This window comes from Cellulomonas citrea (assembly GCF_009829685.1).
GTDB lineage: Bacteria > Actinomycetota > Actinomycetes > Actinomycetales > Cellulomonadaceae > Cellulomonas > Cellulomonas citrea.
This window is the reverse complement of sequence record NZ_VWSD01000025.1, coordinates 1-26,337: the sequence shown is the minus strand read 5'-3', so window position 1 is coordinate 26,337 and position 26,337 is coordinate 1. Positions and strand designations below refer to the sequence as shown.

Here is a 26,337-nt window from a genome sequence, read left to right as displayed (position 1 = left end):
GGCGTCGGTGTCGCCCGGGTCGCGGTGGGCGTGCCCGCCGGTGTCGTCGGGCTGCCCGACGCACCGACCGCCCCGCCGGCGATCGTGACGACGAGCGCGGCGCCGAGGAGCCCGACACCGAACGGCCGACCGGGCAACGAGAGGAAGCCACGACCGCTCGCCAGGTGCCACAGCCCGCCGAGGAAGACAGCGACCCCGGTGAGGATGAGCCCCCCGGAGAACCCCGAGACGAGCGCCCCGAGCGCGAACGCGACCGGCAGCCCGATGAGCGGCACCAGCACGGACGGACGGGACCACACGGACCTGCTCCCCGGTGGCGTCGACGACGGCACCGGCCCCCCTGACTCGGTCATGCGGCGAACGTAACCCGCGGTCGACGCCCCCGCGCGGGACCTGCTCGGACCGCACGACGGGCGCGGTCCGGCGGCCTTGGCCCAACCGGGACACCGGCGTGGCGGGCTGCCCTACGCTCACGCCGTCGGGGCCTGCGGGTCCTCGTCCTTGAGTCGCGACTCGCGCTCGCGGAGCTGGGCCTCCCAGTCGCGCATCATCTTCTCGTCGAGCTGGCGGGAGCGTTCGACCCCGGCCTGGAACTCCCGCTCGTCGAGGGCGTAGCGCCGTGGCCGCTCGTACTCCGGGAAGCCGGCGGTCGACGTCGAGGGCCACGGCACGTCCCGGCCGCGGGTGCTCACGGGCCGCCCGACGGTCAGCCAGGCGATGCCCCCGACGAGCGGCACGAGGATGATGAGGAAGATCCACACGGTCTTCGGCAGGTTGCGGATGCTGCCCTCGTCCGACTGGATCGCGTCGATCAGGCAGTACACGAGCAGCCCGATCTCGATCAGGAATGGCAACGCACGGATCATCGCCGACCTCTTTCGTCCCCCTGTCCCCGCCGGTGCGCGAGGAGTGCCCCTCCTGAGGGTAGGGACTGCGGCGCCCCGGCGGGAGGGGCTAGGCGGCCAGGCTCACCCCGCCGCCGTGAGCACCGACGTGCGCAGCCAGTGCGCCATCGCCGCGTAGGCCTGCGCCCGGATCGGGGCGGGTGAGAGCACGACGTCGTGCAGCGCGCCCTCGATCCGCTCGATCTGCACGTGCCGGCCCAGGTCGGCGCTGCGCCGGGCCACCCCGACGACGTCGAGCGCCGTGTCCGAGTGCAGCATCTCCGGCGTCCAGCGCGGCAGCAGGGTGCTGCGGGTGGACAGCAGCACGAGCACCGGGACCGTCAGGTCGAGTCCGCGTTCCACCTGGTCCTGCCCGCGCAGCACGGCGTCGAGCCAGGCGCGGGTGGTGCGGAAACCGCGCTGGGGCCGCCAGGTGAGGTTGTAGGTCCACTCACCCTCCTCGGTCGCGGAGACCGCGCGGGTGTAGAACCCCAGGTCGACGTTGGGCAGCTCGCGCCGCGGGTCGATCCGGGCGCCCAGCGTCATCGCCGGGGTGAGCACGGCCCGGCCCAGGGCGCGGGTCTGGAACTCCAGCCACGGGCTGTTGAGCAGCAGTCCGGCGGCGACGTCCGGGTGCCGGGTCGCCCACAGGCTGAGCGTGAGCCCCCCGGTGGAGTGACCGGTGACGACGAGCGGCCGGTCCGGGTCGGTGCGCAGCACCGCCAGCGCGGCGGCCAGGTCCTCGTCGTAGGTCGCCAGGTCGGTGACGAACCCGGGGGTCTGGTGCTCGCGCAGGCTGCGGCCGTACTTGCGCAGGTCGATCGCGTGGAAGGCGGCGCCCTGCGCGGTCCAGAAGTCGGCGAGCTCGGTCTGGAAGAAGTAGTCGGACCAGCCGTGCACGTAGAGCACGTCGAGGCGCGGGTGCGCGGGCCGGACGACCGGGCGGACGAGCGTCGCGACGACCGCGCCCTCGTCGTCGGCCGGCAGCGGCAGCGTGAGCTGCTCGAACCGGTCGCCCAGCACATCGGGGACCCAGCCCGACGCGTCGTCGCCGGGACGCGGCCCGGTCACGGCGCCGGCTGGGGCTTGGGGTGGCGGCGCACCCACCACCAGATCCCGCCGCCGACCGCCATCCCGGTGCCCACCAGGCCGAGGCCGACGGCCAGGAACGCGCCGCCGACGGTGCCGAGGATCCCGTGGGTGAGGTCCTGCTCGGAGGCCGTGGGGACGAGGAGCACCCGCGCGGTGGACGGTTCGGCCGCGGGCACCGTGAGGACGTACTGCCCGGCCGTCGTCGCCGTGAAGGTGCTGCTCGCGACGGCGTAGGTGTCACCCATCGTGATCTGGCTGCTCATCGACGGGCTGCGCAGCGGGACGGCGCTGTCGTCCGGGCCGGTGACCTGCACCGGCCCGGTGAGGCTCCCCTCGGAGCCCGGTGCAGCCAGCCACACCGTGTACCGGCCCGGCTCCAGCGTCGCCGTGCCCCGGGTGCCGGCGTCGACGGTGGCGACGACGGCACCGCCGGGCGACCCGTCCAGCGTGAGCACCCCGCCGGGCAGCACACCGATGAACGCCTGCACCGCGAAACCGGCGGCGACCGCGGCGACCACCACCAGGCCCACCCCGATGAACGTGAGCCAGGCAGGTCCCGTGGCGCGTCGACGGACCGGTGCAGGGAGTGTCATGACTGGACCCTAGGGCGCGCGCGCCCCGGTCGCCTGGGGCGTCCGGCTCAGTCCTGCTCGGCGGGCGAGTGCCGGTCGAGGAACTCGTAGACCTCGGTCGTGTCCACCCCGGGGAACACCCCCACCGGCAGCGCCGCGAGCAGCGAGGCGTGCGGCCGGGCCGACGGCCACGCGCTGTCGTCCCACCGCGTGGCCAGCGTGGTCGGGGGGGTGCGGCAGCACGACGCGTCGGGGCACTTGGAGAACCGGCGCTCGCTGGTCTCCCGGCCGCGGAACCAGCGCACGTTGGCGAACGAGACGCCGACGCTCACGCTGAACGCGCCCTGGCTGGACGGCTGCACGCGGGAGGTGCACCAGTACGTGCCGGAGTCGGTGTCGGTGTACTGGTAGTAGGGCGAGAAGCGGTCCTCCAGCGTGAACACGACGCGAGCCGTCCACTGCCGGCAGACCGGCTGCCCCTCGACCGCACCGAGCGGGTCGGTGGGGAAGCGGATCCCGTCGTTCTCGTACGCCTTGTGCAGGGTGCCGCCCTCGTGCACCTTCATGAAGTGGACGGGGATGTCCAGGTGCCGGGTCGCCAGGTTGGTGAAGCGGTGCGCGGCGGTCTCGTACGGCACGGCGAACGCGTCGCGCAGGTCCTCGACCGACAGCCGGCGCTCGGTCTTGGCCTCCTTGAGGTACGGCACCGTGGTGTGCTCGGGCATCATGAGCGCCGCCGCGAGGTAGTTGGCCTCGACCCGCTGCAGCAGGAAGTCGGCGTAGTCGCGCGGTTCGCGGTGGCCGAGCACGTGGCTGGCCAGGGCCTGCAGCAGCGGGGACCGGGAGTCGCTCACGCCCGCGTTGCCCTGCGGCAGGTAGATCCGACCGTTCTTCAGGTCGGTCACGGTGCGGGTCGAGTGCGGCAGGTCGCTCACGTAGTGCAGCGTGAAGCCCAGGTTCGCGGCGATGTCGGCGCAGGCGCGCTGCCCGAGCGGTCCGCCGCTGTAGTCGATGGCGGACAGCAGCGTGCGCGCGTGCTCCTCGAGCTCACCGAAGTAGTTGTTGCGGCTGCGCATCTGCGCCCGCAGGTCGGCGTTGGCGCGACGCGCCTCCTCGGGGGTCGCGGCGTTCTCGGTGAGCAGCCGCTGCACCTGCCCCTGCAGCGCGACGAGCGCCTCGAGGGCGTCGGTCGGCAGCGACTTGCCGACCTTGACCTGCGGCACCCCGAGGCTGGCGAACAGCGGCCCGCGCAGCGCCCGTTCGAGCTCGACCTCGAGCGCGGCCCGACGGGTGGGCGGCTCGGTGCGCAGCAGCTCGGACAGCGGCACGTCGAGCGCCTCGGCGACGAGGGCCAGCAGCGACAGCTTGGGCTCGCGGTGCCCGTTCTCCAGCATGGACACCTGGGACGCCGCGCGGCCGATCTTGCGGCCGAGGTCGTCGAGCGTCATGCCGCGTGCGGTGCGCAGGTGCCGGATGCGGCGGCCGAGGACGAGCGTGTCGAGCGCACCGGGGGCGGCGGGCGGCACCGAGGCCCCGGCCGGGGCGACGACGGGCCCCGGGGTGCCGGCCGGTCCGGGGGTGCCGGCCACGCGCGCCGCACGTCCGTCGCTGGTGAGCCCGGGGGCGGCGGTCCGACGCGCAGGGCGCGTGACGGCACGGGAAGGGCTGGGCGATGACGTCGTCGGCATAGGACCAAGGTCGCAGCACCCACCCGTTCTGTCGAGGGGAAGTTGCTGTGTTCTTCTGCACACTTCGTCGGAGAAGGACGTTCGTCAGGGGGTCACTCTTGGGGGACCCGGCGGAGCGGCCGGCTCAGGAGCAGAACAGGCGGAGGAAATCCCATGGCGACGAACAACGGCGATCAGGCGCAGGTGGCGGCCCAGCTCGCCGCACGGTGGGAGCAGGACGAGCGCTGGGCGGGTATCGAGCGCACCTACACGGCGGACGACGTGGTCGCGCTGCGCGGGTCGGTCATCGAGGAGCACACCCTCGCCCGTCGCGGTGCCGAGCGGCTGTGGGAGCTGATCCACGACCGTGAGTACGTCCACGCTCTCGGCGCGCTGACGGGCAACCAGGCGGTGCAGCAGGTCAAGGCCGGGCTGGAGGCCATCTACCTGTCCGGCTGGCAGGTCGCGGCCGACGCGAACCTGTCCGGTCAGACCTACCCCGACCAGAGCCTCTACCCGGCCAACTCGGTGCCGGCCGTGGTGCGTCGGATCAACAACGCGCTGGCCCGCGCCGACCAGATCGACGTCGCGACCAACGGCACGGCCACCAAGGAGTGGTTCGCCCCGATCGTCGCCGACGCCGAGGCCGGCTTCGGCGGCCCCCTCAACGCCTTCGAGCTGATGAAGGGCATGATCGCCGCCGGCGCCGCCGGTGTGCACTGGGAGGACCAGCTCTCCTCGGAGAAGAAGTGCGGTCACCTCGGTGGCAAGGTCCTCATCCCGACCCGCCAGCACGTGCGCACCCTCAACGCCGCGCGGCTCGCCGCCGACGTGCTCGACGTGCCGACCGTCGTCGTGGCCCGCACCGACGCCCTCGGCGCCGACCTGCTGACCTCGGACGTCGACCCGGTCGACCAGGAGTTCCTCACCGGTGAGCGCACCGAGGAGGGCTTCTACCGCGTGACCCCGGGTCTGGACTCCGTCGTCGCCCGGCAGCTGCAGTACGCCCGCTACGCCGACCTGCTGTGGGTGGAGACCGGGACCCCGGACCTCGGCCAGGCCGTCGAGTTCGCCGAGCGCATCCACGAGAAGTTCCCGAACAAGCTCCTCGCGTACAACTGCTCGCCGTCCTTCAACTGGAAGGCCGCGCTCTCCGACGACGAGATCGCCACGTTCCAGAAGGAGCTGGGCAGCCACGGCTACGCCTTCCAGTTCATCACGCTGGCCGGCTTCCACGCGCTCAACCACTCGATGTTCTCCCTGGCCAAGGGCTACGCCGAGAACGACATGACGGCCTACGTCCAGCTCCAGGAGGCCGAGTTCGCCTCCGAGAAGGACGGCTACACCGCCACCCGTCACCAGGCCGAGGTCGGCACCGGCTACTTCGACCGCGTCGCGACCGCCCTCAACCCGGACAGCGCGACCCTCGCGCTCGCCGGGTCCACCGAGGCCGCACAGTTCTGATCCGGTCGCTGGCGCAAGGGAGCAGCAGCATGACCCTCATCGACACCTCACCGACCCCACGATCCGGTGCTGGTTCAGGCACCCCGTCGCTCACGGTGGCGGGACCGGCCCTGCCGGACCTCGACCGCGTCCTCACCCCCGAGGCGCTGGAGTTCCTCACCGACCTGCACACCCGGTTCGCCGGGCCGCGCAACGACCTGCTGCTGGCGCGCCAGCGGCGGAGGGACTCCTTCTCCAACGGGGTGGACCCGCGGTTCTCGCCGCTGACCGCCCACATCCGGGCGGACCAGTCCTGGAAGGTGGCGGGCCCCGGCCCGGCGCTGGAGGACCGCCGCGTCGAGATCACCGGGCCGACCGACAAGAAGATGACCATCAACGCCCTCAACTCGGGCGCCAAGGTCTGGTTGGCCGACCACGAGGACGCCAACGCCCCCACCTGGTCGAACATGATCGAGGGCCAGGCAAACCTGTACGACGCGATCCGCGGGCAGCTGCAGTACACGAGCCCCGAGGGCAAGGAGTACAAGGTCGGCGACGTCACCCCGACGATCGTGTTCCGGCCGCGTGGCTGGCACCTCACCGAGAAGCACCTCACCTACACCGACCGGGCCGGGCAGACCTCGTCCGCCTCCGGCTCGCTGGTGGACGCCGGGCTGTACCTGTTCCACAACGCCCAGGCGCTCATCGACTCCGGCCGGGGGCCGTACCTCTACCTGCCCAAGCTCGAAGGGCACCTCGAGGCGCGGCTGTGGGACGACGTGTTCCGGTTCACCGAGGCCTACCTGGGGCTGCGGCACGGCACCATCCGGGCGACCGTGCTCATCGAGACCATCACGGCGGCGTTCGAGATGGAGGAGATCCTCTACGAGCTGCGCGACCACTGCGCGGGGCTCAACGCGGGTCGCTGGGACTACATCTTCTCCGTCATCAAGAACTTCCGGAACCGGGGCAAGCGGTTCGTGCTGCCGGACCGGTCGCGGGTCACCATGACCGTGCCGTTCATGAAGGCGTACAGCGAGCTGCTCGTGCAGACCTGCCACAAGCGCGGGGCGCAGGCCATCGGCGGGATGAGCGCGTTCATCCCCAACCGGCGCGAGCCGGAGGTCACCGAGCGGGCGCTGTCCCAGGTGCGCAGCGACAAGGAGCGGGAGGTCGGCCAGGGCTACGACGGCACCTGGGTCGCCCACCCCGACCTGGTGCCGGTGGCCCGGGCCGTGTTCGACGAGGCGTTCGGCAACCGCGTGGACCAGCGCCACCGGCTGCGTGAGGACGTGCACGTCGAGGCGTCCGACCTGCTCGACATCGCCTCGGCCGGTGGTCAGGAGCCTGGTGCCATCACGGACGCAGGGGTGCACCAGAACGTGTCGATCGGGGTGCGCTACCTCGAGGCGTGGCTGCGTGGGTCCGGGGCCGTCGCCCTGGACAACCTCATGGAGGACGCGGCCACGGCCGAGATCTCGCGTTCGCAGATCTGGCAGTGGATCCACCAGCAGGTGGTGACGGCCGAGGGCACGCCCGTCGACGCGCAGTCGGTCGAGCAGGTGCTCGAGACGGTGCTCGCCGAGCTGCCGCGGTTCGACGGCGACCGGTTCGACGACGCTGCGTCGTTGTTCCGCGAGGTCGCGCTCGGGGAGGACTTCCCGACCTTCCTCACCGTCCCGGCCTACACCCAGTTCCTCGTCGAACGCTCCTGACGGCGAGGACGACGGCCCGGGTCGCAGCATCAGCCACTGCGACCCGGGCCGCCGTGCGTCCGGGACCGGGTGCGGCCGGGTCCGGGTCCGGGTGCGGTCGGCGCGGGCTCCGTGCGTCCTGGCTCGAGTGCGGTCGGTGCGATGCGGGCCTGAACCAGCGCCCCGCACCGGCGAAAACCCCTTGGCGCCCGGCGGGCGGCCGACCTACCGTCGTCGGACACGGGAGAGGAGGTGGTCCAGGACATGACGTTCCATCGGACGCGTGAGGTGGCTGCTCGCTAGCCGCCCGAGGCATCGGACGGACTGTTCGATCCGCACCGGCGTCACCCGGGTCACCGGGGGCGGTCGGCGTAGACCACAGCAGTCACCGCAGCCCGTGGGAGCCGCGATCTCGTCCTTCGCGGCAGGCCCCGTCAGGGACCGGCCCACGGGCTGTTCCCTGCCCAGGCCCAGGCCCAGGCCCAGGCCCAGGCCCGCGCCCAGGCCTCGCCCCCCGGGGCCCACGCGCCCACTGGACCCCAGACTCAGACCCGCCCCGATGAGAGCCGGAACTGGTCAGTTGATGGGGCCGGACGGCGTTGCGCAGGTCCCAACTGACCAGTGTGCCGGGAGCCGGGAGCCGGGAGCCGGGAGCCGGGAGCCGGGAGCCGGGAGCCGGGAGCCGGGAGCCGGGAGCCGGGCCGGGGTCAGTCGCGGGCGGTGAGGATGATGGTGCCGGCGTCGGTGAGGGCGACGGTGTGCTCGAAGTGGGCCGTGATCGAACCGTCGGCCGAGCGGATGGTCCAGCCGTCCGGGTCGATCTCGTAGTCGTCGGACCCGGCCATGAACCACGGCTCGATCGCGATGACCAGGCCGTTCTTCAACCGCTGACCCGAGCCGGGCCGGCCCAGGTTCGGCACGTGCGGGTCCTCGTGCATGGTGCGGCCCACGCCGTGGCCGCCGAAGTCGGCGTTGATGCCGTACCCGGCGGACCGGCCGACCTTGCCGATCGCCGACGAGACGTCGCCCATCCGAGCACCGACCGTCGCGGCCGCGATCCCGGCGTCGAGCGCGGCCGCCGTCGTCGCGATGAGGCGCTGCGCCTCGGGCGTGTGCGGCGGGAGCTGGAACGTGACGGCCGAGTCGGCCACCCAGCCGTTGAGCTCGGCGGCGAAGTCCACCGACACGACGTCACCGGGCGCGAGCACCTGGTCCGACGGCAGCCCGTGCAGCGCCGCGTCGTTCACCGAGGTGCACAGCACACCCGGGTACGGCATCGCCCCGAACGACGGGTGGTAGCCGAGGTAGACCGAACGCGCGCCGGCCGCCTTGATCATGTCGTGCGCATGCGTGTCCAGGTCGCGCAGCGTCATGCCCGGCTGGGCGAACTCCTGCAACGAGGTGAGCACGCTCGCCACGAACCGCCCCACGGGGCGCATCTGATCGATCTGTCCTGCTGTCTTGAGACCCACGGTCTCCACCCTGCCACGTCCGACGCCGGGCACCGACAGGGTGCCGGCGGAAGGATCCGTCGATCTGCACGGTTCGGGACGTCGAGTCGTGCGGTGGCGCGCCCAGCCTGGCGCCCGTCCGGCACGTCCGGGACGTCGCGTCGGACGGGTCGCTCGGCGACAATCACGTGCGCGCACGCCGCCGGGCGGGTGCGGGAGGGAGCAGCGTGGACCTGCCGATCCGGGTGATGACCGTGTGCACGGGCAACATCTGCCGGTCGCCCATGGCCGAGGTGGTGCTGCGGGCCGGTCTCGAGGCCGCCGGGCTGGGGGACCTCGTCGTCGTCGACTCGCGCGGCACCAGCGACGAGGAGCACGGCAACCCGATCGACCCGCGGGCGCGGCGGGCGCTGCTCGCCCGCGGCTACCCGGGCGGCGACGGGCACCGGGCCCGCCAGGTGACGGCCGACGAGCTCGGCAGCCGTGACCTCGTCCTGGCGATGACTGCCGGGCATGCGCGGGCGTTGCGGAACCTCGCCGGACGCTCGGACGAGGCGCGACGCTCGGGGGAGCCGGCCGGCCGCATCCTCCTGTACCGCGCGCTCGACCCGGCCGCCCCCGTCGGGGGCCCGGAGCACCTGCTGGACCTCGACGACCCGTGGTACGGGCCGGACAGCGCGTTCGAGGTGTGCCTCGACCAGGTCGAGGCCGCCGCTGCCGCCGTCGTGCAGGAGGTCGCCACCCTGGTGGCGCAGGCGCGAGGCGGCCTGGACCGGGACCTCGGTCGGGGTGGCCCCGCCCTGCCCGGGTGAGATCGCCTCTGGGCGGGTGACGTGTGGCACAACGCCCCACGGGCCGATGTGACCGCGCGGTAACGTGCACAGTTACCGGGTCAGGCACGGGGCGCGGACGTCCTGAGAGCGGACGGTCGGCCCGCGTCGGGCCCGTTCGGGGTTCGCCGCAGATGCGGACGCTCCGGGTGGACCTCGTGGCACGGGAGCGGAGCAGGTCGCCGGGGGGGGGGGGTGGCGGCCCGCACGGGCCCGACGCTTGAGGGGAGGCGTGCGGTGATTCTGGTCGGAGCTGTCGACGACCACCCGCTGGTGCTGCGCGGGCTGGCCGAGACCCTGACGACCGCGCGGCCGCAGATCCATCTCGTCGCGACCGGGCGCACTGTCGACGAGCTGTTCGCCTCGTGGTTCACCCCGCTCACCGTCGTGCTGCTCGACCTCAACCTCAACGACGGGTCGGACGTGCAGGACAACGTGCGCCGGCTCACCGGGCTCGGGGCCGGGGTGATCGTGCTGACCTCCGACCACCGGCCCGCCGTCGTCGGGCGCGCGCTGGACGCTGGGGCGCTCGGGCTCGTGCTCAAGGAGGACTCGGAGGAGAGCCTGGTCGAGGCCATCCACCAGGTCGCGGCCGGCGAGTTCGCCGTCTCCAGCCGGCTCGCCCAGCAGCTGGTCACCGACCCGCTGCGCCGGGTGCGGCTGTCCCCCAAGGAGATCCAGGTGCTCAGCCTGCTCGCCCGGGGGCTGCCGTGGATGCAGATCGCGCGCGAGGTCGGCACGAGCGCCGACACCGCGCGCACCTACTGCTACCGGGTGGTCGAGAAGTACGCCCGCTGCGGGACCACGGTGGTGAACGGCCCGCGGGAGGCCGCGTACCTGGTCGCCCGCGACGGTCACCTGGACCTCGAACCCGCGCAGTGAGCATGGCGGTCCCGCTGCGGCGCCGCGACGTGGTGGACGCCGGGCTGCGGCATGCGGTGTCCGGCGCGCTCATCCTCAGCCTCGTCGCGGTGGGGGTCGGGGTGCTGCCGCGGGTGTGGTCCCGTCCCACGGGGGAGGGCGCGGCCACCGTGGCCCTGCTCGGGCTGTGGCTCGTCGTGGGGGTGCGCCTGCTGCGCGGGCACGGCGGACGGGGGACCGCCTTGCTGCTCGCGGTCGCGGCCCTGGTGCCGCTCGCGGTGCTCGGCGGGCCGGCGCCGGAGGGTGTGCCGCCGATCCTCGCGGTCGCCCCCACGGTGCTGGCGGTGCTCGCCGCGGTGCTGCTGCTGCCGCGCGGTGCGCTGATCGCCGTGCTCGTCATGGTCGCCCAGCTGCTCGTGGCCCTGCCCCGTCTGGGGCTGGGTGGGGCCCTCGTGTGGTTGTGGCTCCCGCTGGCCCTGGGCGTCATGGCGTACATCGCACGGGACGAGCTGCGTGCCGCCGCCGACCGCGCCGACGCGGCCGTGCAGGAGCAGCGTGCGGCCGAGGTCGCACTGGTCGGGGCCCGGGCCCGGGCCCGGGTGCACAGCTCCTGGCAGGGCATGCTGCACGACGAGGTCGCGGCGGCGTTGCGCGCGGCAGCGACCCCCGGCCTGGCGGGCGTCGAGGTGCGCCGCTACGCGGCCCGTGCGGTCGCCGCGGTGGAACGGGTCGACGTCGAGCCGGCGGCGGGGCAGGTCGACGTCATGCCGGCGATCCGCGACCTGGCCGACACCGCCTTCACACCGGTCGACGTCCGGGCGCCCGATGAGCTCGTGCTGCCGTCGCGGGTGGCCGCAGCGCTGGCCGGTGCGGTGTCGGAGGTGCTGCGCAACGTCGACCGGCACGCCGGTGCGGCGCTCGTGCGGGTGCAGGTGGAGCGCACGGGTGCGGCGGACGGCGACCCGGACGGGCCGGAAGGGCCGGGTGCGGCCGGACCCGCCGCGGCCGGGGTGGGTCACGCGGCGGGCGCCGGCCGGTCGCTGCACGGGCTGCGGGTCGTCGTGACGGACGACGGTGCAGGTTTCGCCGTCCCGACCTCCCTGCCGGCGGGTGGGCTGCGGGTGTCGGTGGTCGAGCGGCTGGCCCAGGTGGGCGGCCGGGCGCAGGTGACGAGCTCACCGGGCGCCGGCACCCGGGTCACGTTGTGGTGGCCCGACCCCGAACGGGTCGGGCCCGCCGGCGGCGACGGGGCCGAGCCGCGACCCGCCCAGCCGAGCCGTCTGCTGTCCCTGTCACCGCTTCCGCTGCTCGCGGCCGCCGGTGTGCTTGCGCTCGTCGACGTGCCGGACGACGGCACCCGCCCGTTCGCCGTGGCCTGGTTCGCCGTGCTCACCGTGCTCACCGTGGCGACCGCGCTGCGGGCCGACCGTCCGTTGCCCCGAGGCTGGGTGGCCGCCGTGCTCGTGGTGGCGTGCGGCGGCGCGTTGTGGCTGCTCAAGGACCTGACGCCGTACGGCTGGGGCGGGTTCGGGCCCTGGCCGCTGGTGGCGGTCGGCCCGCTGCTGCTCATCGTCGGGATGCGCGGTGCGGTCGCCTCGACCGTGACGGCGCTGCTCGCGACCCATCTCGGCGTCTGGGTGCTGGGGCTGCGGGCCGGGGCGCGTCCGGACCTGCTGCTCATGGTGCTGCTGCTCAGCTCGCTCGTCGTCGGGATCGGGCTGCGGGTGCGGACGGTGATGTGGCGGCTGGCGGCGGTGGCCGGCCGCGCCGAGGACGCCGCGCACGAGCAGATCGTCCAGGCCTGGGACCGCTCGGTCGCGCGTGCCGTGCGGGCCAGGCGCCGGGCCCGGCTCCAGGTGCTCGTGCTGCCGTTCCTCAACGGGCTGGTCGACGGGTCGCTGAGCACGCGCGACCCCGCCGTGCGGGCCGAGGCGGCGCTGCTCGAGCAGTCGGTGCGCGACGAGCTGCACCTGCCGGAGGTGCTCGACGACGACACCCGGGCAGCGGTGCGCCGGGCCCGCACCGCCGGCTGCCGGGTGCGGGTGCAGGCCGACGAGGCGCCGCCACCGCCGCACGACCTGGTGTGCGCCGTGGTCGTCGCGGCCCTGGGCGACCCGCTGCCGCGTGAGCTCACCGTCTCGGTCTACGCCCGCAGCGATCCGCCGACCCTCGCCGTCGTGGCCGTGCCCGGGGACGCGGCGCGCGCGGCGGCGCTCGAGCAGGTCGCCGGGTCCGCGCTGCGGGTGATCGACGACGCCCCCGAGGGCACCTGGGCGGAGGTCCGGATCGGCCGCCGGGCGGCGGACGGACGGCGGACAATGACGTCGTGAGCTCCACCCCACGACCGCCGGTCTCCCCGTTCGCCGTCATGTACATCCTGGAGGAGGCCAACGCCCGCAGGGCCGCCGGGGAGGACGTGCTCACGCTGTGCGTCGGCGAGCCGATGGGCGGGGCCCCGCAGCCTGTGCTCGACGCGGCGGCGGCTGCGCTCACCGAGCAGTCGCTCGGCTACACCGAGGCGCTCGGCCTCCCGCAGCTGCGTCGCGCCGTGGCCGAGCACTACGGGCGCTGGTACGGCGTGGACGTCGACCCGGCCCGGGTGGTCATCACGACCGGCTCGTCGGGGGCGTTCCTGCTCACCTTTCTCGCCGCGTTCGGGCTGGGCGACCGGGTGGCGCTGGCCCGCCCCGGGTACCCCGCCTACGCGAACATCCTCGCGGCGCTCGGCTGCGAGGTGGTCGACCTGCCGTGCGGCCCGGCCACCCGGTACCAGCCGACGCCGGCCATGCTCGCCGACCTCGACCAGCCCGTCGCCGGCCTCGTGGTGGCCAGCCCGGCCAACCCGACCGGCACGATGATCGCGGCCGACGAGCTCACCGCGCTCGCGTCCTGGTGCACCGACCATGACGTGCGGCTGGTGAGCGACGAGATCTACCACGGCCTCACCTATCCCGGGGCTGCACCGGCCGCGACGGCCGCGCAGTTCGCCGACGCGGTCGTGGTGAGCTCGTGGTCGAAGTTCTGGGCGATGACCGGCTGGCGGCTGGGCTGGACCGTGCTGCCCGCCGAGCTCGTCGAACCGGTCTCCGCGCTCGCCGGGAACCTGGCGCTGTGCCCGCCCGCGCTGTCCCAGTACGCCGCGCTCGCCTCGTTCACGCCGCAGGCCTACGACGAGGCGCACGAGCGGGTGCGGCAGTACGCGCTCTCCCGGCAGGTGCTGCTCGACGCCGCACCCGGGCTGGGCTGGTCGCGGGTGGCGCCGGCCGACGGTGCGTTCTACCTGTACGCGGACGTGTCCGCCTCCGGTCTGGACTCGGTCACGTGGTGCCGTCGGCTGCTCGCCGAGGCCGGGGTGGCCGTCACCCCGGGCACCGACTTCGACCCGGCCGACGGGGATCGCTGGGTGCGGCTGTCGTTCTGCGTGCCGCCCGACGTGGCACGTCAGGCGGTCGAGCGCATCGACGCCTGGCAGCGCACCGCCTTCGCACGCCCATGAGCGCCCACTAGCCTTCGCGCATGGACGTAGCGGTGCTCGGGGCGACGGGGGACGTCGGCCGTCAGGTGTGCACCCAGCTCGTCGAACGGCGGATCCTGCCCGCGACCGCGCGGCTGCAGCTCGTCGGCCGGGCCGACGGCGCCTCGGGGCGCGCCGCCTACGGTCTGCGGGCGGACCTGGTGGACGCGTACGCCGAGCACGCCCCGCTCATCGACGTGGCGCTCGACCCCTCCGACGTGGTGGCCGACGTCGTCGTCGTGGTCGCCGGGCGCACCTCGCCCGCGCACCCGGGGGCGAACACCGACCGCACCGCGCTGGCCGCCGACAACGCGGCCGTGTTCGCCGCCTACGCCGAGGCGCTGGCCGCCGGCGGGTCGGGCAGCGAGGTGGTCATCGTCGTGTCCAACCCCGTCGAGCTCGGGGTGGCCGTGATGGCGCAGCGCCTGGGCCGGCACCGGGTCATCGGGATGGGCGCCTGGCTGGACACGCTGCGGTTCCGGCGCGAGCTGGCCGACTCGCTCGGTGTGCGCCGGCACCGGGTCGGCGGGTTCGTCGGCGGGCAGCACGGGCACGACCTGGTGCCGCTGTGGTCGAGCGTGCGGATCTCCGGTCTGCTGGTCGACGAGCGGGCGCGGGCCGTCGCCGGGCTGCGCGGGGCACGGACCCTCGACACCTTCGGCGAGGAGGTCGCCGCTGCGCAGCGCGACCTGGCGCCGTTGCTCGCGACCGATGTCGCCGCGGCGTTCGCGCAGGTCGAGACCTACCCACCCGATCTTCGCGTGGTGGCGCGGCCGTGGCTCACGCACCAGAGCGGGGCCAAGACGGCGGCGGGCTCGGCGGCCGCGACCGTCGACCTGGTCGAGGTGGTGTGCGACGGGCGCGACATCGTCGTGGCCGGTCAGGTGGCGCTCGCCGGTGAGGTCGAGGTGGGTGGCGCGCCGTGGCACGGTGTGCTCGGCGTGCCGCTCGTGCTCGGGCCCGAGGGCTGGACCCATGTGCTGGGCGACCCGACGGCGCCCGACGAGTCGCGCCGGCTGCAGCAGGTGGGCGAACGCATCCGTCAGCTGACGGACCCGTGGGTGGAGGGAGCGGCATGAGCGACGAGGTGCGCTGGATCCTGTACGTGCGGGCCGACCACCGGACCGGCACCATCGCGGCGCTCGCCGGGGTGTTCGCCACCCGGGGCGTGAACTTCGACGCGCTGGCCACCGGCGAGGCCGCCGAGGGCACCGGGCTGGTCACGGTGACCTTCGTCGCGAACGAGCGCCGCCAGCAGCTGCTGGCCCGCAGCGTCGAACGTCTCGCCGTCGTGCACTCGGTGCTGGTGCGCCGGGCCGACGACCTGGGGGTGCGCGCCGCTGCCGTGCTGCAGCTGCCGCCCGGGGTGGCGTTCGTGCCGCCGCCGCACGCCGGGGTGCGCTGGTCGGGCCTCACCGACCGTGGCGAGCCGCTGCTCGTCGAGGGGGCGCTGGTCGACGTCGAGGTGGTGGTCGACGCGGCGCTCGCGGCCGGCGCCCTGGCCCACGCGCTGGTCATCCAGCCGCCGCACGTGCGATGACGGGTCCCCGCGGGACGCGGCCGGTGCCGCTGGCCGTCACCGAGCAGGGGGACGGGCCGCTCGTCGTGCTGCTGCACGAGCTCGCCGAGGACCACCGCAGCTGGGACCCCGTGGTCGAGCGGCTCACTGCGCAGGCGCGCGTGCTCACGGTGGACCTGCGCGGGCACGGCGACTCGCCGACCGCCGACCGGTACGACGTCGAGGACCACGTCGCCGACCTGCGCGCCGTGCTGGCCGCCCGGGACGCCGACGCCCGGCCGCCGCTCGTCGTCGGGCACGGCTACGGGGCGTTCGTCGCGATGGACTACGCCACCTGGTTCCCGGTCGCCGGGGTGGTGGACGTCGACCAGCACCTCACCTGGAGCGGCACGGACGCCCTGGTGGGCGCGCTGCCGCCGACCCCGGGCGCCGACGAGCTGGAGCGGGTGCTGCTCTACCCCTCGGGGTACGGGCCGCTGCCGCCGGCCGAGCAGGCGCGGCTGCGCGCGTTGCGCCGGGCGGACCCGCAGGTGCTCGCCGGGATGTGGCAGCCGCTGCGCGACCCGGCGCACCTGCGCGCCTGGGCCGAGCAGGTGGTGGCGGTGCTGCCGGGCACGCCGGTGCTCTGCGTGCTCGGCGCCGACCCGGGCCGGCCGTACGTGAGCTGGTTGCGCGAGCACGCCCGTGACGCCCGCCTCGAGGGGTGGGCGAGCGGGCACTACCCGCACCTGGTGGACCCCGACCGGTTCGCCGCCCGGCTGCTCGCGCTGCTCGGGCTCACCTGAGACCGCTGGACCCCGCTCGACCCTCCGCTGGACCGCCTGACCCCCCGCTGGACCGCTCGACCCCGCTGGACGCTCGACCCTCCGCTGGACCTGCTCGACCTCGCTGGACCCTCGCTGCACCCCCGCCCGACCCCCTGCCGGACCGACCCCCTGAGGAGCCCGCCATGCCCCCGACCGTCCCGCTGTCCTACGACGTCCAGGGCTCCGGCCCGCTGCTCGTCCTCATCCACGGCATCACCGAGAACCGGCACTCGTTCGACCCGGTCACCGCCGAGCTCGCCGACCACGCCCAGGTGCTGCGGGTTGACCTGCGCGGGCACGGCGCCTCCCCCGCGGGCGACGGCTACCACCCGCTGCAGTACGCCGCGGACGTGCACGCGGTCGTCGAGCAGGTGGCCGGTCCCGACGCGGTGCCGTACGTCGTCGGGCACTCGCTCGGCGGCATCGTGGCGACCGCCTACGCGAGCGCCTACCCGGTGGCGTCGGTGGTGAACATCGACCAGCCGCTGGCCCTCGGTGCCATGCAGGAGCAGACGCTGGGCTTCGAGCCGATGCTGCGCTCGGCCGCGTTCGAGCAGGTCATCCGGGGGATGTTCGCCCAGATGCGCGGGGTGCTCGACGACGACGAGTTCGACCGGATCGAGGAGCTGCGCCGACCGGAGGCCGATGTCGTGCTCGGCAGCTGGGCGCTCATGCTCGAGCTGTCGCCGCAGGACCTGGCCGAGCAGGTGGACGCCCTGCTCACGCTGCCGGCCGACGTGCCCTACCTCGTGATCCACGGCGCCGACCTGGGCGAGGACTACACCGGCTGGCTGCGCGGGCGCATCCCGCAGGCGCAGGTCGAGGTGTGGTCGGCCGGGCACTACCCGCACCTCGTGGAGCCGGAGCGGTTCGTCGAGCGGGTCGTCGGGCTGCTCGGCTGACGGTGGTCGGGTCCGGCGGGGGCTCAGCCCCGCCGGACCCGACCGGCCCAGCCGCTACGCTGTGCCCACAACTTCACATGCCGCATGAAACGCGACGGGAGAGCGTCCGCACCCGTCGGATGCGCCGAAGGAGCAACCCTCCCCGGGAATCTCTCAGGCCCCCGTACCGTCGCGATCAGGCAACTCTGGAAAGCGGCGACCGCCCGGTCGCCCACCGACGGTGCACGTCGTCCGTTCCCCGGCCCACCAGGCCCGGCGCGGTGCGGCCAAACTCTCAGGTAGCGCCCGGTGCGCGAGGACAGAGCGGGGAGGCCACCAGCCGGTCCCGGCCGTGCGCCGGACTACCCCGCGGAGTCCCTCAGTGACCGCATCGAACCCTGTGACCTCATCGAACGCCGACGACAGCGCCCCTGCCTTCGTGGACCGCCACGTCGGGCCGCGCGCGTCGGACGTGGCGCACATGCTCGCCACGCTCGGCTACGACGACCTGGACGCGCTGGTCGGCACCGCCGTCCCGGCCGCGATCCGCTCGTCGCGCCCGCTGGACCTGCCGCCCGCGCTGTCCGAGGACGAGGTGCTGGCCGCGCTCAAGGAGCGGGCCGCCGCCAACCTGGTGCGCACCACCATGATCGGCCAGGGCTACTACGGCACCGCGACCCCCGGCGTCATCCGGCGCAACGTGCTGGAGTCGCCCGCCTGGTACACGTCGTACACGCCCTACCAGGCCGAGATCTCGCAGGGCCGGCTCGAGGCGCTGCTCACCTTCCAGACCGTGGTCGAGGACCTCACCGCCCTCCCGGTCGCCAACGCCTCCTTGCTCGACGAGGCGACCGCGGTCGCCGAGGCCGTCGCGCTCATGCGCCGCGCCAGCAAGGTCGAGGGCACCGTGGTGCTCGACGCGAACCTCTTCGGCCAGTCGCTCGCGGTGGCCCAGGGCCGCGCCGAGGCGATCGGGCAGACCGTCGTCGTCGCCGACCTGGACGGCGGGCTGCCCGCGGTCGACGGGCCGCTCGTCGGCGTCGTCGTGCAGCAGTGCGGGGCCGACGGCCGGCTGGTCGACCTGGCGCCGGTGGTCGCCGCGGCGCACGAGCGCGGTGCGCTCGTCACCGTCGCGACCGACCTGCTCGCGCTCACCCTGGTGCAGGCGCCCGGTGAGGTCGGCGCGGACGTGGCCGTCGGCTCGGCGCAGCGGTTCGGTGTGCCGCTGTTCGGCGGCGGCCCGCACGCGGCGTTCATGGCGGTGCGTGCCGGGCTGGAGCGCACGCTGCCCGGCCGGCTCGTCGGGGTGAGCGTGGACGTCGACGGCACGCCCGGGTACCGGCTGGCGCTGGCCACCCGCGAGCAGCACATCCGCCGCGAGAAGGCGACCAGCAACATCTGCACCGCGCAGGCGCTGCTGGCCGTGGTCGCCGCCATGTACGCCGTCTACCACGGGCCGGCGGGGCTGCGGGCGATCGCCGAACGGGTGCACGCCTCGGCCTGCCTGCTCGCGGACCTGCTGGTCACGGTGGGCCTGGGTGCCGAGCACACGCAGTTCTTCGACACCGTGCGGGTGGCTGTGCCCGGGCGGGCGAACGCGGTCGTCGTCGCCGCCGCGCACCGCGGGATCGACCTGTGGGCGCCCGACGGTGACCACGTGCAGGTCACCTGCGACGAGCTCACCACCCCCGAGCACCTGCGCCTCGTGGTCGAGGCGTTCGACGAGGCCGTCTCCCCGGTCGGCACCCAGGCCGTCATCGCCACCCCGGCCGTCGTCGTCGACTCCCCGCAGGTGCGGCCGGTCGCCTACCCGCGCAGCACCGGGTACCTCACCCACCCGGTGTTCCACGCGCACCGCTCCGAGACCGGCATGCTGCGCTACCTGCGGGCGCTGTCCGACAAGGACCTCGCGCTGGACCGCACGATGATCCCGCTGGGCTCCTGCACCATGAAGCTCAACGCGACCGTCGAGATGGAGCCCATCAGCTGGCCGCAGTTCGCCGACGTGCACCCGTACGCACCGGCGTCCTCGCAGGCCGGCACCGCGCGGCTGGCCGGTGAGCTGGAGACGTGGCTCGCCGAGATCACCGGGTACCACGCGGTGAGCCTGCAGCCGAACGCCGGTTCGCAGGGCGAGTTCGCCGGGCTGCTCGCGATCCGCCGCTACCACCGCGCACGGGGCGACGAGGCGCGCGACGTGTGCCTCATCCCGGCGTCCGCGCACGGCACCAACGCGGCCTCCGCGGCGCTCGCCGGGCTGCGGGTCGTCGTCGTGGCGACCGCGCCCGACGGGTCCATCGACCTGGACGACCTGCGCGCCCGCATCGCCGAGCACGGTCCGCGGGTGGCCGCGATCATGATCACCTACCCCTCGACGCACGGCGTCTACGAGGAGGGCGTGCGCACCGTCGCCGAGCTGGTGCACGCCGCGGGCGGCCAGGTGTACATCGACGGCGCCAACCTCAACGCCCTCGTCGGGCTGGCCCGGCCGGCCGAGCTGGGCGGCGACGTCTCGCACCTCAACCTGCACAAGACGTTCGCCATCCCGCACGGCGGCGGCGGCCCGGGCGTCGGCCCGGTCGCGGTGGCCGAGCACCTGGCGCCCTACCTGCCCGGCGACCCGACCCCCGGCGGCCAGGGCGGCAACGCACCGGTCTCGGGTGCGCGCTGGGGCTCGGCCGGGGTGCTGCCGATCTCCTGGGCGTACGTCGCCGCGATGGGCGGCCCCGGGCTGACCCGGGCGACGAGTGTGGCGGTGCTCGCCGCGAACTACGTGGCGGCCCGGCTGCGCGACGCCTACCCGGTGCTCTACACCGGCCCCGGCGGGCTGGTGGCGCACGAGTGCATCCTCGACCTGCGCGAGATCACCCACGACACGGGGGTCACGGCCGAGGACGTCACCAAGCGTCTGGCCGACTACGGCTTCCACGCCCCGACGCTGGCGTTCCCGGTGCCCGGCACCCTCATGGTCGAGCCCACCGAGTCGGAGGACCTGGCCGAGCTCGACCGGTTCGTCGAGGCGATGCTGGCGATCCGCGCCGAGATCGACCAGGTCGCGGCCGGCACCTGGCCGGTGGCGGACTCGCCGCTGCGCAACGCCCCGCACACCGCCGCGTCGGTGACCGCCGACGAGTGGACGCACCCCTACCCGCGGTCCCTGGCGGCGTTCCCGGTGGCCTCGTTGCGGGCTGCCAAGTACTGGCCGCCGGTGCGCCGCATCGACGGGGCCCGCGGCGACCGGCAGCTGGTCTGCTCCTGCCCGCCGGTCGAGGCGTTCGCCGAATGACCGCCACCTGCCCGACCTCCCACCCGCTGCGCCCCGAAGGGATCCTGCGTTGACCGACGCGACGACCGACCCCCGCCCCACCCCGCTGCGCGCCGCGCACGAGGCGCTCGGTGCCACGCTGGTGCCGTTCGCCGGCTGGCTGATGCCGCTGCGCTACACCTCCGACCTGGCCGAGCACACCGCGGTGCGCACCGCGGCGGGGCTGTTCGACCTGTCCCACATGGGCGAGATCGGGGTGCGCGGCCCGGGTGCCGCGGGCTTCCTCGACCTGGCGCTGGTCGGCAACCTCTCGGCGTTGCGCGTCACCGGGGCGCGCTACACGATGATCTGCGCGGCCGACGGCGGCGTGATCGACGACCTCATCGTCTACCGGCTCGCCGAGGACGACTACATGGTGGTGGCCAACGCGGCGAACCACGACGTGGTGCTCGCCGAACTCGCGGCCCGGGCGACCGGCCTCGAGGTGACGATCACCGACGACTCGCCGGCCACCGCGCTGGTCGCGGTGCAGGGTCCGCGGGCGCTGGAGATCGTCGAGGCGTTGCCGGGTCTCGTGGTCGACCCCGAGCTCGGTGTCACCCCCGCGACGCTCAAGTACTACGCGTTCCTGCCGGTCACGGTGGACGGCACGCCCGGGCTGCTGGCCCGCACCGGCTACACCGGTGAGGACGGGTTCGAGTTCTTCGTGCCCGGTCCGGTCTCGTCGGCGCTCTGGGCCGCGCTGCTGGCCACCGGCGAGCCGTTCGGGCTGGTCCCGGCCGGGCTCGCGGCCCGCGACAGCCTGCGCCTGGAGGCCGGGATGCCGCTGTACGGCCACGAGCTGGACCGCACCACCACCCCGTACGACGCCGGTCTGGGCCGCGTCGTCAAGCTCGACAAGATCGGCGCCGACGGTGCGCCGATCCCGTTCGTCGGGCGCGAGCCGCTGGCGGCCCGGGCGCAGCAGCCCGGCACCCGCACGCTCGTCGGGCTCGAGGGCCTGGGCCGGCGCGCGGCCCGGGACGGGTACGCGGTGCTCGCCGACGGTGCGCCGGTCGGTGCCGTCACCTCCGGGATGCCGTCGCCCACGCTCGGCCACCCGATCGCGATGGCCTACGTGCCGCCGGAGCTGTCCGAGCCCGGCACGCAGCTCGCGGTGGACGTGCGCGGCCGGGCCGAACCGGTGCGTGTCGTGGCGCTGCCGTTCTACCGTCGGGCACGCTGAGCCCACCCCCGTCCGCACCCCTGCCGTCCTGCCCCCGCAGCCCGCACCGCACGTCACAGCCCGCAAGGAGAAGCCATGACCAGCACCCCGCCCGCCGACCTGAAGTACACCGCCGAGCACGAGTGGCTGCGCGCCGGCGACCCGGCCACCGTCGGCATCACCCACGTGGCGGCCGACGCCCTCGGTGACGTCGTCTACCTGGAGCTGCCCGCGGAGGGCGCCAGCGTCGTGGCCGGTGCTGTGGTCGGCGAGATCGAGTCGACCAAGTCGGTCTCCGAGCTGTACTCGCCCGTCACCGGCACCGTCGTGGCGGTCAACCAGGCGGCCGTGGACGACCCGGCGATCGTCAACGCCGACCCGTACGGGGACGGCTGGCTGTTCACGGTGCAGGTCGAGGCCACCGGCGCGCTGCTCGACGCGGACGCGTACGCGGCTCTCGCCTGAGCGGCCCGGCCCGGGAGCCCCCGGGCCGCGGCTGGACCGTCGCACCGGGTCTCGACCCGGTGCGACGGTGTGCTGCACCCCGGTCTGGGATGTCTGATTCGCCTGATGTATCACCAAGGCTCGTGCGCCGTCCTTGCACAGCAGAAGTCAGCCGCCGACGTGCCTGAGTGCCGGGTGAGAAATCGGGTGAGAAAGTGGCGTCATCACCCGCCGCATCCCGCCTCTCATCCGGTACGAGGCAACGGTGGCACTGCTCAGACGGAGTCACCCTTCACCGGAGGTCAGCATGAGCATGGTCGATTTCCACCAGTCGATGGATGTCATGGGTCAGGCGCTCACGCGTCGCGAGCGGGTCGTGCTGAGCGAGCTCACCGAGGACGTCACCCTCGAGGAGATCGCGACCCGGCTGTTCGTCACCCGCAACACGGTGAAGTCCCAGGTCCGGTCCGTCTACCGCAAGATCGGCGTCTCGACCCGCGCCGAGGCCGTCGCCTGGGCGCAGGCGCACGGCATCCAGTGACCTCCTCCCCGCCTGCGGCGGACGGTGCGTCGACGGGCCAGCTGCTCGTCGTCGCGGCTGCCCTGGTCGACGACCTGGACGCGCCGTCCCAGCTGTTGGCGGCCCGCCGGGTGCGCCCGGCGAGCCTGGCCGGCCGGTGGGAGTTCCCCGGCGGCAAGGTCGAGCCCGGGGAGAGCCCCGAGCAGGCCGTGCACCGCGAGCTGTACGAGGAGCTCGGTGTCCGCGTCGGCCTCGGCGCGGAGCTGACCGGGCCCGACGACGGCGTCTGGCGGCTGTCCGACCGGTACGTGATGCGGCTGTGGACGGCCGAGGTCGTGTCCGGGACCCCTCAACCGCTCGTCGAGCACGACGAGCTGCGCTGGCTCCCCGTGGGCCAGTGGTCGACCGTGCCGTGGCTGGACGCCGACGTCCGCATCGTGCACGCGCTGAGCGCGGCCCTGGTCCCCGCCGCGACCCGCTGAACCTCGTCCCGGACCCCGCCCGCGCGTCCGGCCGGCCCTGTTCCCCGTGAGCGAACGACGCCCCTCATCGTTAGCACTCTCCTAGGGCGAGTGCTAGAACAGAACGCGTAGCCAGCCGGTGGCGCGGGGCGTCGCCGGCGGACCGCAGGGCCCGGGAACGCCGGGTCCCGATGACGAGGAGGTGGGCACATGGCTACGCGATTCGACCCGTTCCACGAGATGGACCGGATGCTCGGGCAGCTCGTGGCAGCCGACCGTGCGTCGGCCGCGATGCCGCTGGACCTGTACCGGGCCGGCGACCACTACGTGCTGCACATGGACCTGCCGGGGGTGGACCCGGGCACCATCGACGTCAACGTCGAGGACCGGACGCTGACCATCCGCGCGCAGCGCTCCGCCGCACCCGAGGGTGACCTGCAGTGGCTGGCCCGCGAACGGCCGGTCGGCACCTACGCCCGGCAGCTCACCGTGGGCCGCGGGCTCGCGCTCGACGCGATCGCGGCGACCTACACCGACGGCGTGCTCACGCTGACCATCCCGGTCGCCGAGGACGCCAAGCCGCGCCGGATCGAGGTCCAGCACGGCGACGCGACGACCCGGCTCGAGGCCGCGAAGGCCTGAGCCCTCGGCGCCACCGCACCACGACGGCCCCCGGTCACCGACCGGGGGCCGTCGTCATGTGCTCAGGGGACGGCGGCGGCGATCCGCTCGACGGCCTCGGTGAGGATCGCCGGTGACGTCGCCAGGTTGAGGCGGACGAAGCCTGCGCCCTCGGCGCCGAACGTCGGGCCCGGGTTGACCGCGACCCGGGCGTGATCCAGCAGGTGGCGGGCCGGTTCCACACCGTCGGGCACCACCCGGCGCAGGTCGAGCCAGGCGAGGTAGGTGGCCTGCGGCGCCGTCCACGAGACCGCCGGCAGCAGCCGGGTGAGCAGCTCGTCGAGCAGCACGACGTTGGCGCGCAGGCTGTCCAGCAGCTCGTCCAGCCAGGGCCCGCCGTCGCGCAGTGCCGCGGCCTGCGCGATCCCACCCAGGTGGCTGGAGCCGTGCCCGGCGAACGGCGACATCCGCGCCAGGTCACCGGTCGCGTCCGGGCCGGGCACGAGCAGCGCCGACGGCAGCCCGGCGAGGTTGAACGTCTTGGACGCCGAGTGCAGCGCGAACGCGTCCGGGATCACGGTGGTCGCCGGGGTGAAGCTCCCGTCCAGCACGAGGGCCGCGTGGATCTCGTCGGAGACCACGCGCACACCGGCGCGCCGGGCCAGCTCCCCGACGGCGGCCAGCTCGGCCGGCGTGTGCAACCTGCCCGTCGGGTTGTGCGGGTGGCACAGCAGGTAGACCGAACCGGGCCCGGCCAGCTCGAACGCACCGGCCAGCGCGTCGAGGTCGAGCCGCAGGTCGCCGCCCAGCGGGGCGCGCACCACCCGTCGGCCGGTGTGCTCGACCACCGAGAAGAACGGCGGGTACACCGGCGGGCTGAGGACGACCGCACCGCCGGGTGAGGTGAGCAGGCCGATGAGCTCGGCGATGCCGGTGAGGACATCGGGCACCCGGCGCAGCCTCGCCGGGTCGAGCGCCCAGCCCCAGCGCTCGGCGGCGAACGCGGCATACGCCTCGGCGTACTCGGTGCCGCCCGGGTAGCCGGTGTCCCCGGCCGCGACCGCGCGGCTCACCGCCTCGACGACGGCGGGCACCGGGCGCACGTCCATCTCGGCGACCCACAGCGGCAGCACGTCCGGCGGGTAGACCCGCCACTTGGCCGAGGTCCGGGTGGTGAGCTCGGGGAGGGTCAGGTCGAACGCACTGGTCACCAGCCGACTGTAGGACGGCACGCGCGACGGGTGGCCGGCGGGACACCTCTCGGACGACGGAGCGCCGCCCGCCCGGCGTCGGCCGGTCACCGCCGACGTCACGCCGGTGCGTACGCGACCGTCCCGCAGACGGCGAAGGGCCGGCCGGGAGGTCCCGACCGGCCCTTCGAGCAGCAGCGTCAGAGCGTGGCGCGCACGGCCTTGGTCGCCGCGACGAGGTGCTCGAGGGAGGGGGTGACCTCCTCGTAGCGCCGGGTCTTGAGACCGCAGTCCGGGTTGACCCACAGCAGCCCGGCGTCGATCGAGCGGGCCGCACCGGCGAGCAGGGTCTCGACCTCGGCCTCGCTGGGCACGCGCGGGGAGTGGATGTCCCACACGCCCGGGCCGATGCCGCGCGGGTAGCCGTGACCGGCGATGTCGTCGACGATCTCCATCTTCGACCGGGCCGCCTCGATGCTCGTCACATCGGCGTCCAGACCGTCGATCGCGTCGATGACCTCGCCGAACTCCGAGTAGCACAGGTGGGTGTGGATCTGGGTGTCCGCCCGCACCCCCGCCGTGGAGAGCCGGAACGAGCGCACCGCCCAGTCCAGGTAGGCCGCCTGGTCGGCGGTCTTGAGCGGCAGCAGCTCGCGCAGCGCCGGCTCGTCGACCTGGACGATCGGGATGCCCGCGGCCTCCAGGTCACCGATCTCGTCGCGCAGCGCCAGGCCCACCTGGAACGCCGTGTCGGCCAGCGGCTGGTCGTCGCGCACGAACGACCAGGCCAGGATCGTCACCGGACCGGTGAGCATGCCCTTGACCGGCTTGTCGGTGAGCGAGGCCGTGTAGCTGGACCAGGCGACCGTGATCGGCGCCGGGCGCGTGACGTCGCCCCACAGGATCGACGGGCGCGTGCAGCGCGAGCCGTAGGACTGCACCCAGCCGTTCTGGGTGACCGCGAAACCGTCGAGGTTCTCGGCGAAGTACTGCACCATGTCGTTGCGCTCGGGCTCGCCGTGCACGAGGACGTCGAGGCCCAGCTCCTCCTGGAGCGTGACGACGCGGCCGATCTCGGCGCGCATCTCGTCCTCGTACTGGGCTGCGGTGAGCTCGCCCTTGCCGAAGGCCGCGCGGGCCTTGCGGATCTCCGGCGTCTGCGGGAACGAGCCGATGGTGGTCGTCGGCAGCGGCGGCAGGTGCAGCCGGGCGTCCTGCGCGGCGCGGCGGGCGTCGAACGAGCCGCGGGAGAACGCGTCCTCGGTGAGACCGGCCACCCGGGCGCGGACCTCCGGGCGCACGACGTGGTCGCGCAGCGCCTCGCCGTAGCCGTAGGTCACGTCGGCCGCCGAGCGCCGGATGCCCTCGTGGTCCGGCTCGTACCGCACGAACGGGATCGCGGAGGTGTCCGAGCGGAA

At 74.2% G+C, this 26,337-nt stretch carries 24 protein-coding genes and 1 riboswitch; of the genes, 16 read left to right on the top strand and 8 right to left on the bottom strand.

The window, feature by feature from the left end; genetic code table 11:
- From F2B26_RS04875 to F2B26_RS04855, 5 genes are all read right to left on the bottom strand, one after another.
- The coding region (locus F2B26_RS04875) for a hypothetical protein (RefSeq protein ID WP_159807019.1) at positions 1–353 on the bottom strand (353 nt) is incomplete at its 3' end.
- Positions 354–470: 117 nt separating this feature from the next.
- Positions 471–854 carry a PLD nuclease N-terminal domain-containing protein gene (locus F2B26_RS04870; protein ID WP_235929504.1) on the bottom strand — a complete coding sequence of 128 codons (384 nt, stop codon included), beginning with the start codon at positions 852–854 and terminating at the stop codon, positions 471–473.
- A gap of 114 nt (positions 855–968) precedes the next feature.
- On the bottom strand, positions 969–1,955 hold the full coding sequence (locus F2B26_RS04865) for an alpha/beta hydrolase (protein ID WP_159807015.1): 987 nt from the start codon (positions 1,953–1,955) through the stop codon (positions 969–971).
- Positions 1,952–2,569, bottom strand: coding sequence for a hypothetical protein (locus F2B26_RS04860; RefSeq protein WP_159807013.1), 618 nt, complete (start codon positions 2,567–2,569; stop codon positions 1,952–1,954). The genes F2B26_RS04865 and F2B26_RS04860 overlap by 4 nt, the downstream gene beginning before the upstream one ends.
- A 47-nt stretch (positions 2,570–2,616) precedes the next feature.
- On the bottom strand, positions 2,617–4,074 hold the full coding sequence (locus F2B26_RS04855) for a helix-turn-helix transcriptional regulator (protein ID WP_235929507.1): 1,458 nt from the start codon (positions 4,072–4,074) through the stop codon (positions 2,617–2,619).
- Positions 4,075–4,389: 315 nt separating this feature from the next.
- On the opposite strand from F2B26_RS04855, the gene aceA reads away from it, so the two are divergent.
- Together aceA and aceB are read left to right on the top strand one after the other, a co-directional pair.
- On the top strand, positions 4,390–5,679 hold the full coding sequence (gene aceA, locus F2B26_RS04850; protein WP_159807009.1) for an isocitrate lyase: 1,290 nt from the start codon (positions 4,390–4,392) through the stop codon (positions 5,677–5,679).
- Positions 5,680–5,708: 29 nt separating this feature from the next.
- On the top strand, positions 5,709–7,373 hold the full coding sequence (gene aceB / locus F2B26_RS04845; RefSeq protein WP_159807007.1) for a malate synthase A: 1,665 nt from the start codon (positions 5,709–5,711) through the stop codon (positions 7,371–7,373).
- 686 nt (positions 7,374–8,059) lie between these two features.
- Here the strand turns inward: aceB and map are convergent.
- Complete coding sequence (gene map, locus F2B26_RS04840; RefSeq protein WP_159807005.1) at positions 8,060–8,824, bottom strand: type I methionyl aminopeptidase; 765 nt, start codon at positions 8,822–8,824, stop codon at positions 8,060–8,062.
- Positions 8,825–9,036: 212 nt separating this feature from the next.
- On the opposite strand from map, the gene F2B26_RS04835 reads away from it, so the two are divergent.
- The 14 genes from F2B26_RS04835 (at position 9,037) to F2B26_RS04770 (ending at position 23,750) form a co-directional block, all read left to right on the top strand.
- On the top strand, positions 9,037–9,615 hold the full coding sequence (locus F2B26_RS04835) for a low molecular weight protein-tyrosine-phosphatase (protein WP_235929506.1): 579 nt from the start codon (positions 9,037–9,039) through the stop codon (positions 9,613–9,615).
- Between the two features lie 255 nt (positions 9,616–9,870).
- Positions 9,871–10,515, top strand: a complete 645-nt coding sequence (locus tag F2B26_RS04830) for a response regulator (protein WP_159807003.1) — start codon at positions 9,871–9,873, stop codon at positions 10,513–10,515.
- Between the two features lie 2 nt (positions 10,516–10,517).
- The gene (locus F2B26_RS04825) at positions 10,518–12,824 is read left to right on the top strand and encodes a sensor histidine kinase (RefSeq protein ID WP_159807001.1); all 2,307 of its coding nucleotides are present in this window, start codon (positions 10,518–10,520) and stop codon (positions 12,822–12,824) included.
- Entirely contained in the window at positions 12,821–13,990 is a 1,170-nt protein-coding gene (locus tag F2B26_RS04820; RefSeq protein WP_438939166.1) for a pyridoxal phosphate-dependent aminotransferase, read from the top strand. The genes F2B26_RS04825 and F2B26_RS04820 overlap by 4 nt, the downstream gene beginning before the upstream one ends.
- 20 nt (positions 13,991–14,010) lie before the next feature.
- Positions 14,011–15,087 carry a lactate/malate family dehydrogenase gene (locus F2B26_RS04815; RefSeq protein ID WP_159806999.1) on the top strand — a complete coding sequence of 359 codons (1,077 nt, stop codon included), beginning with the start codon at positions 14,011–14,013 and terminating at the stop codon, positions 15,085–15,087.
- The gene (locus F2B26_RS04810; RefSeq protein WP_159806997.1) at positions 15,084–15,548 is read left to right on the top strand and encodes an ACT domain-containing protein; all 465 of its coding nucleotides are present in this window, start codon (positions 15,084–15,086) and stop codon (positions 15,546–15,548) included. The genes F2B26_RS04815 and F2B26_RS04810 overlap by 4 nt, the downstream gene beginning before the upstream one ends.
- Complete coding sequence (locus tag F2B26_RS04805; RefSeq protein WP_159806995.1) at positions 15,545–16,312, top strand: alpha/beta fold hydrolase; 768 nt, start codon at positions 15,545–15,547, stop codon at positions 16,310–16,312. The genes F2B26_RS04810 and F2B26_RS04805 overlap by 4 nt, the downstream gene beginning before the upstream one ends.
- 164 nt (positions 16,313–16,476) lie before the next feature.
- A complete protein-coding gene (locus F2B26_RS04800; protein ID WP_159806993.1) occupies positions 16,477–17,235 on the top strand; it encodes an alpha/beta fold hydrolase in 759 nt (252 codons plus the stop codon).
- An 85-nt stretch (positions 17,236–17,320) separates the two neighbouring features.
- A riboswitch (glycine riboswitch) is annotated at positions 17,321–17,414 on the top strand.
- Between the two features lie 200 nt (positions 17,415–17,614).
- The gene (gene gcvP, locus F2B26_RS04795; protein ID WP_201292610.1) at positions 17,615–20,500 is read left to right on the top strand and encodes an aminomethyl-transferring glycine dehydrogenase; all 2,886 of its coding nucleotides are present in this window, start codon (positions 17,615–17,617) and stop codon (positions 20,498–20,500) included.
- 49 nt (positions 20,501–20,549) lie between these two features.
- Entirely contained in the window at positions 20,550–21,704 is a 1,155-nt protein-coding gene (gcvT, locus tag F2B26_RS04790) for a glycine cleavage system aminomethyltransferase GcvT (RefSeq protein ID WP_159806989.1), read from the top strand.
- 75 nt (positions 21,705–21,779) lie between these two features.
- Positions 21,780–22,148: a glycine cleavage system protein GcvH gene (gene gcvH, locus F2B26_RS04785; protein ID WP_159806987.1), complete on the top strand. Its 369-nt coding sequence runs from the start codon at positions 21,780–21,782 to the stop codon at positions 22,146–22,148.
- Between the two features lie 286 nt (positions 22,149–22,434).
- Complete coding sequence (locus F2B26_RS04780) at positions 22,435–22,668, top strand: helix-turn-helix domain-containing protein (protein WP_159806985.1); 234 nt, start codon at positions 22,435–22,437, stop codon at positions 22,666–22,668.
- The gene (locus tag F2B26_RS04775; RefSeq protein ID WP_328698652.1) at positions 22,665–23,129 is read left to right on the top strand and encodes a (deoxy)nucleoside triphosphate pyrophosphohydrolase; all 465 of its coding nucleotides are present in this window, start codon (positions 22,665–22,667) and stop codon (positions 23,127–23,129) included. The genes F2B26_RS04780 and F2B26_RS04775 overlap by 4 nt, the downstream gene beginning before the upstream one ends.
- Positions 23,130–23,318: 189 nt before the next feature.
- Positions 23,319–23,750: an Hsp20/alpha crystallin family protein gene (locus F2B26_RS04770; RefSeq protein ID WP_159806983.1), complete on the top strand. Its 432-nt coding sequence runs from the start codon at positions 23,319–23,321 to the stop codon at positions 23,748–23,750.
- Positions 23,751–23,812: 62 nt separating this feature from the next.
- Here F2B26_RS04770 and F2B26_RS04765 read toward each other — a convergent pair whose 3' ends face one another.
- Entirely contained in the window at positions 23,813–24,940 is a 1,128-nt protein-coding gene (locus F2B26_RS04765; protein WP_235929503.1) for a MalY/PatB family protein, read from the bottom strand.
- A gap of 179 nt (positions 24,941–25,119) precedes the next feature.
- The coding region (metE, locus tag F2B26_RS04760; RefSeq protein WP_159806981.1) for a 5-methyltetrahydropteroyltriglutamate--homocysteine S-methyltransferase at positions 25,120–26,337 on the bottom strand (1,218 nt) is incomplete at its 5' end.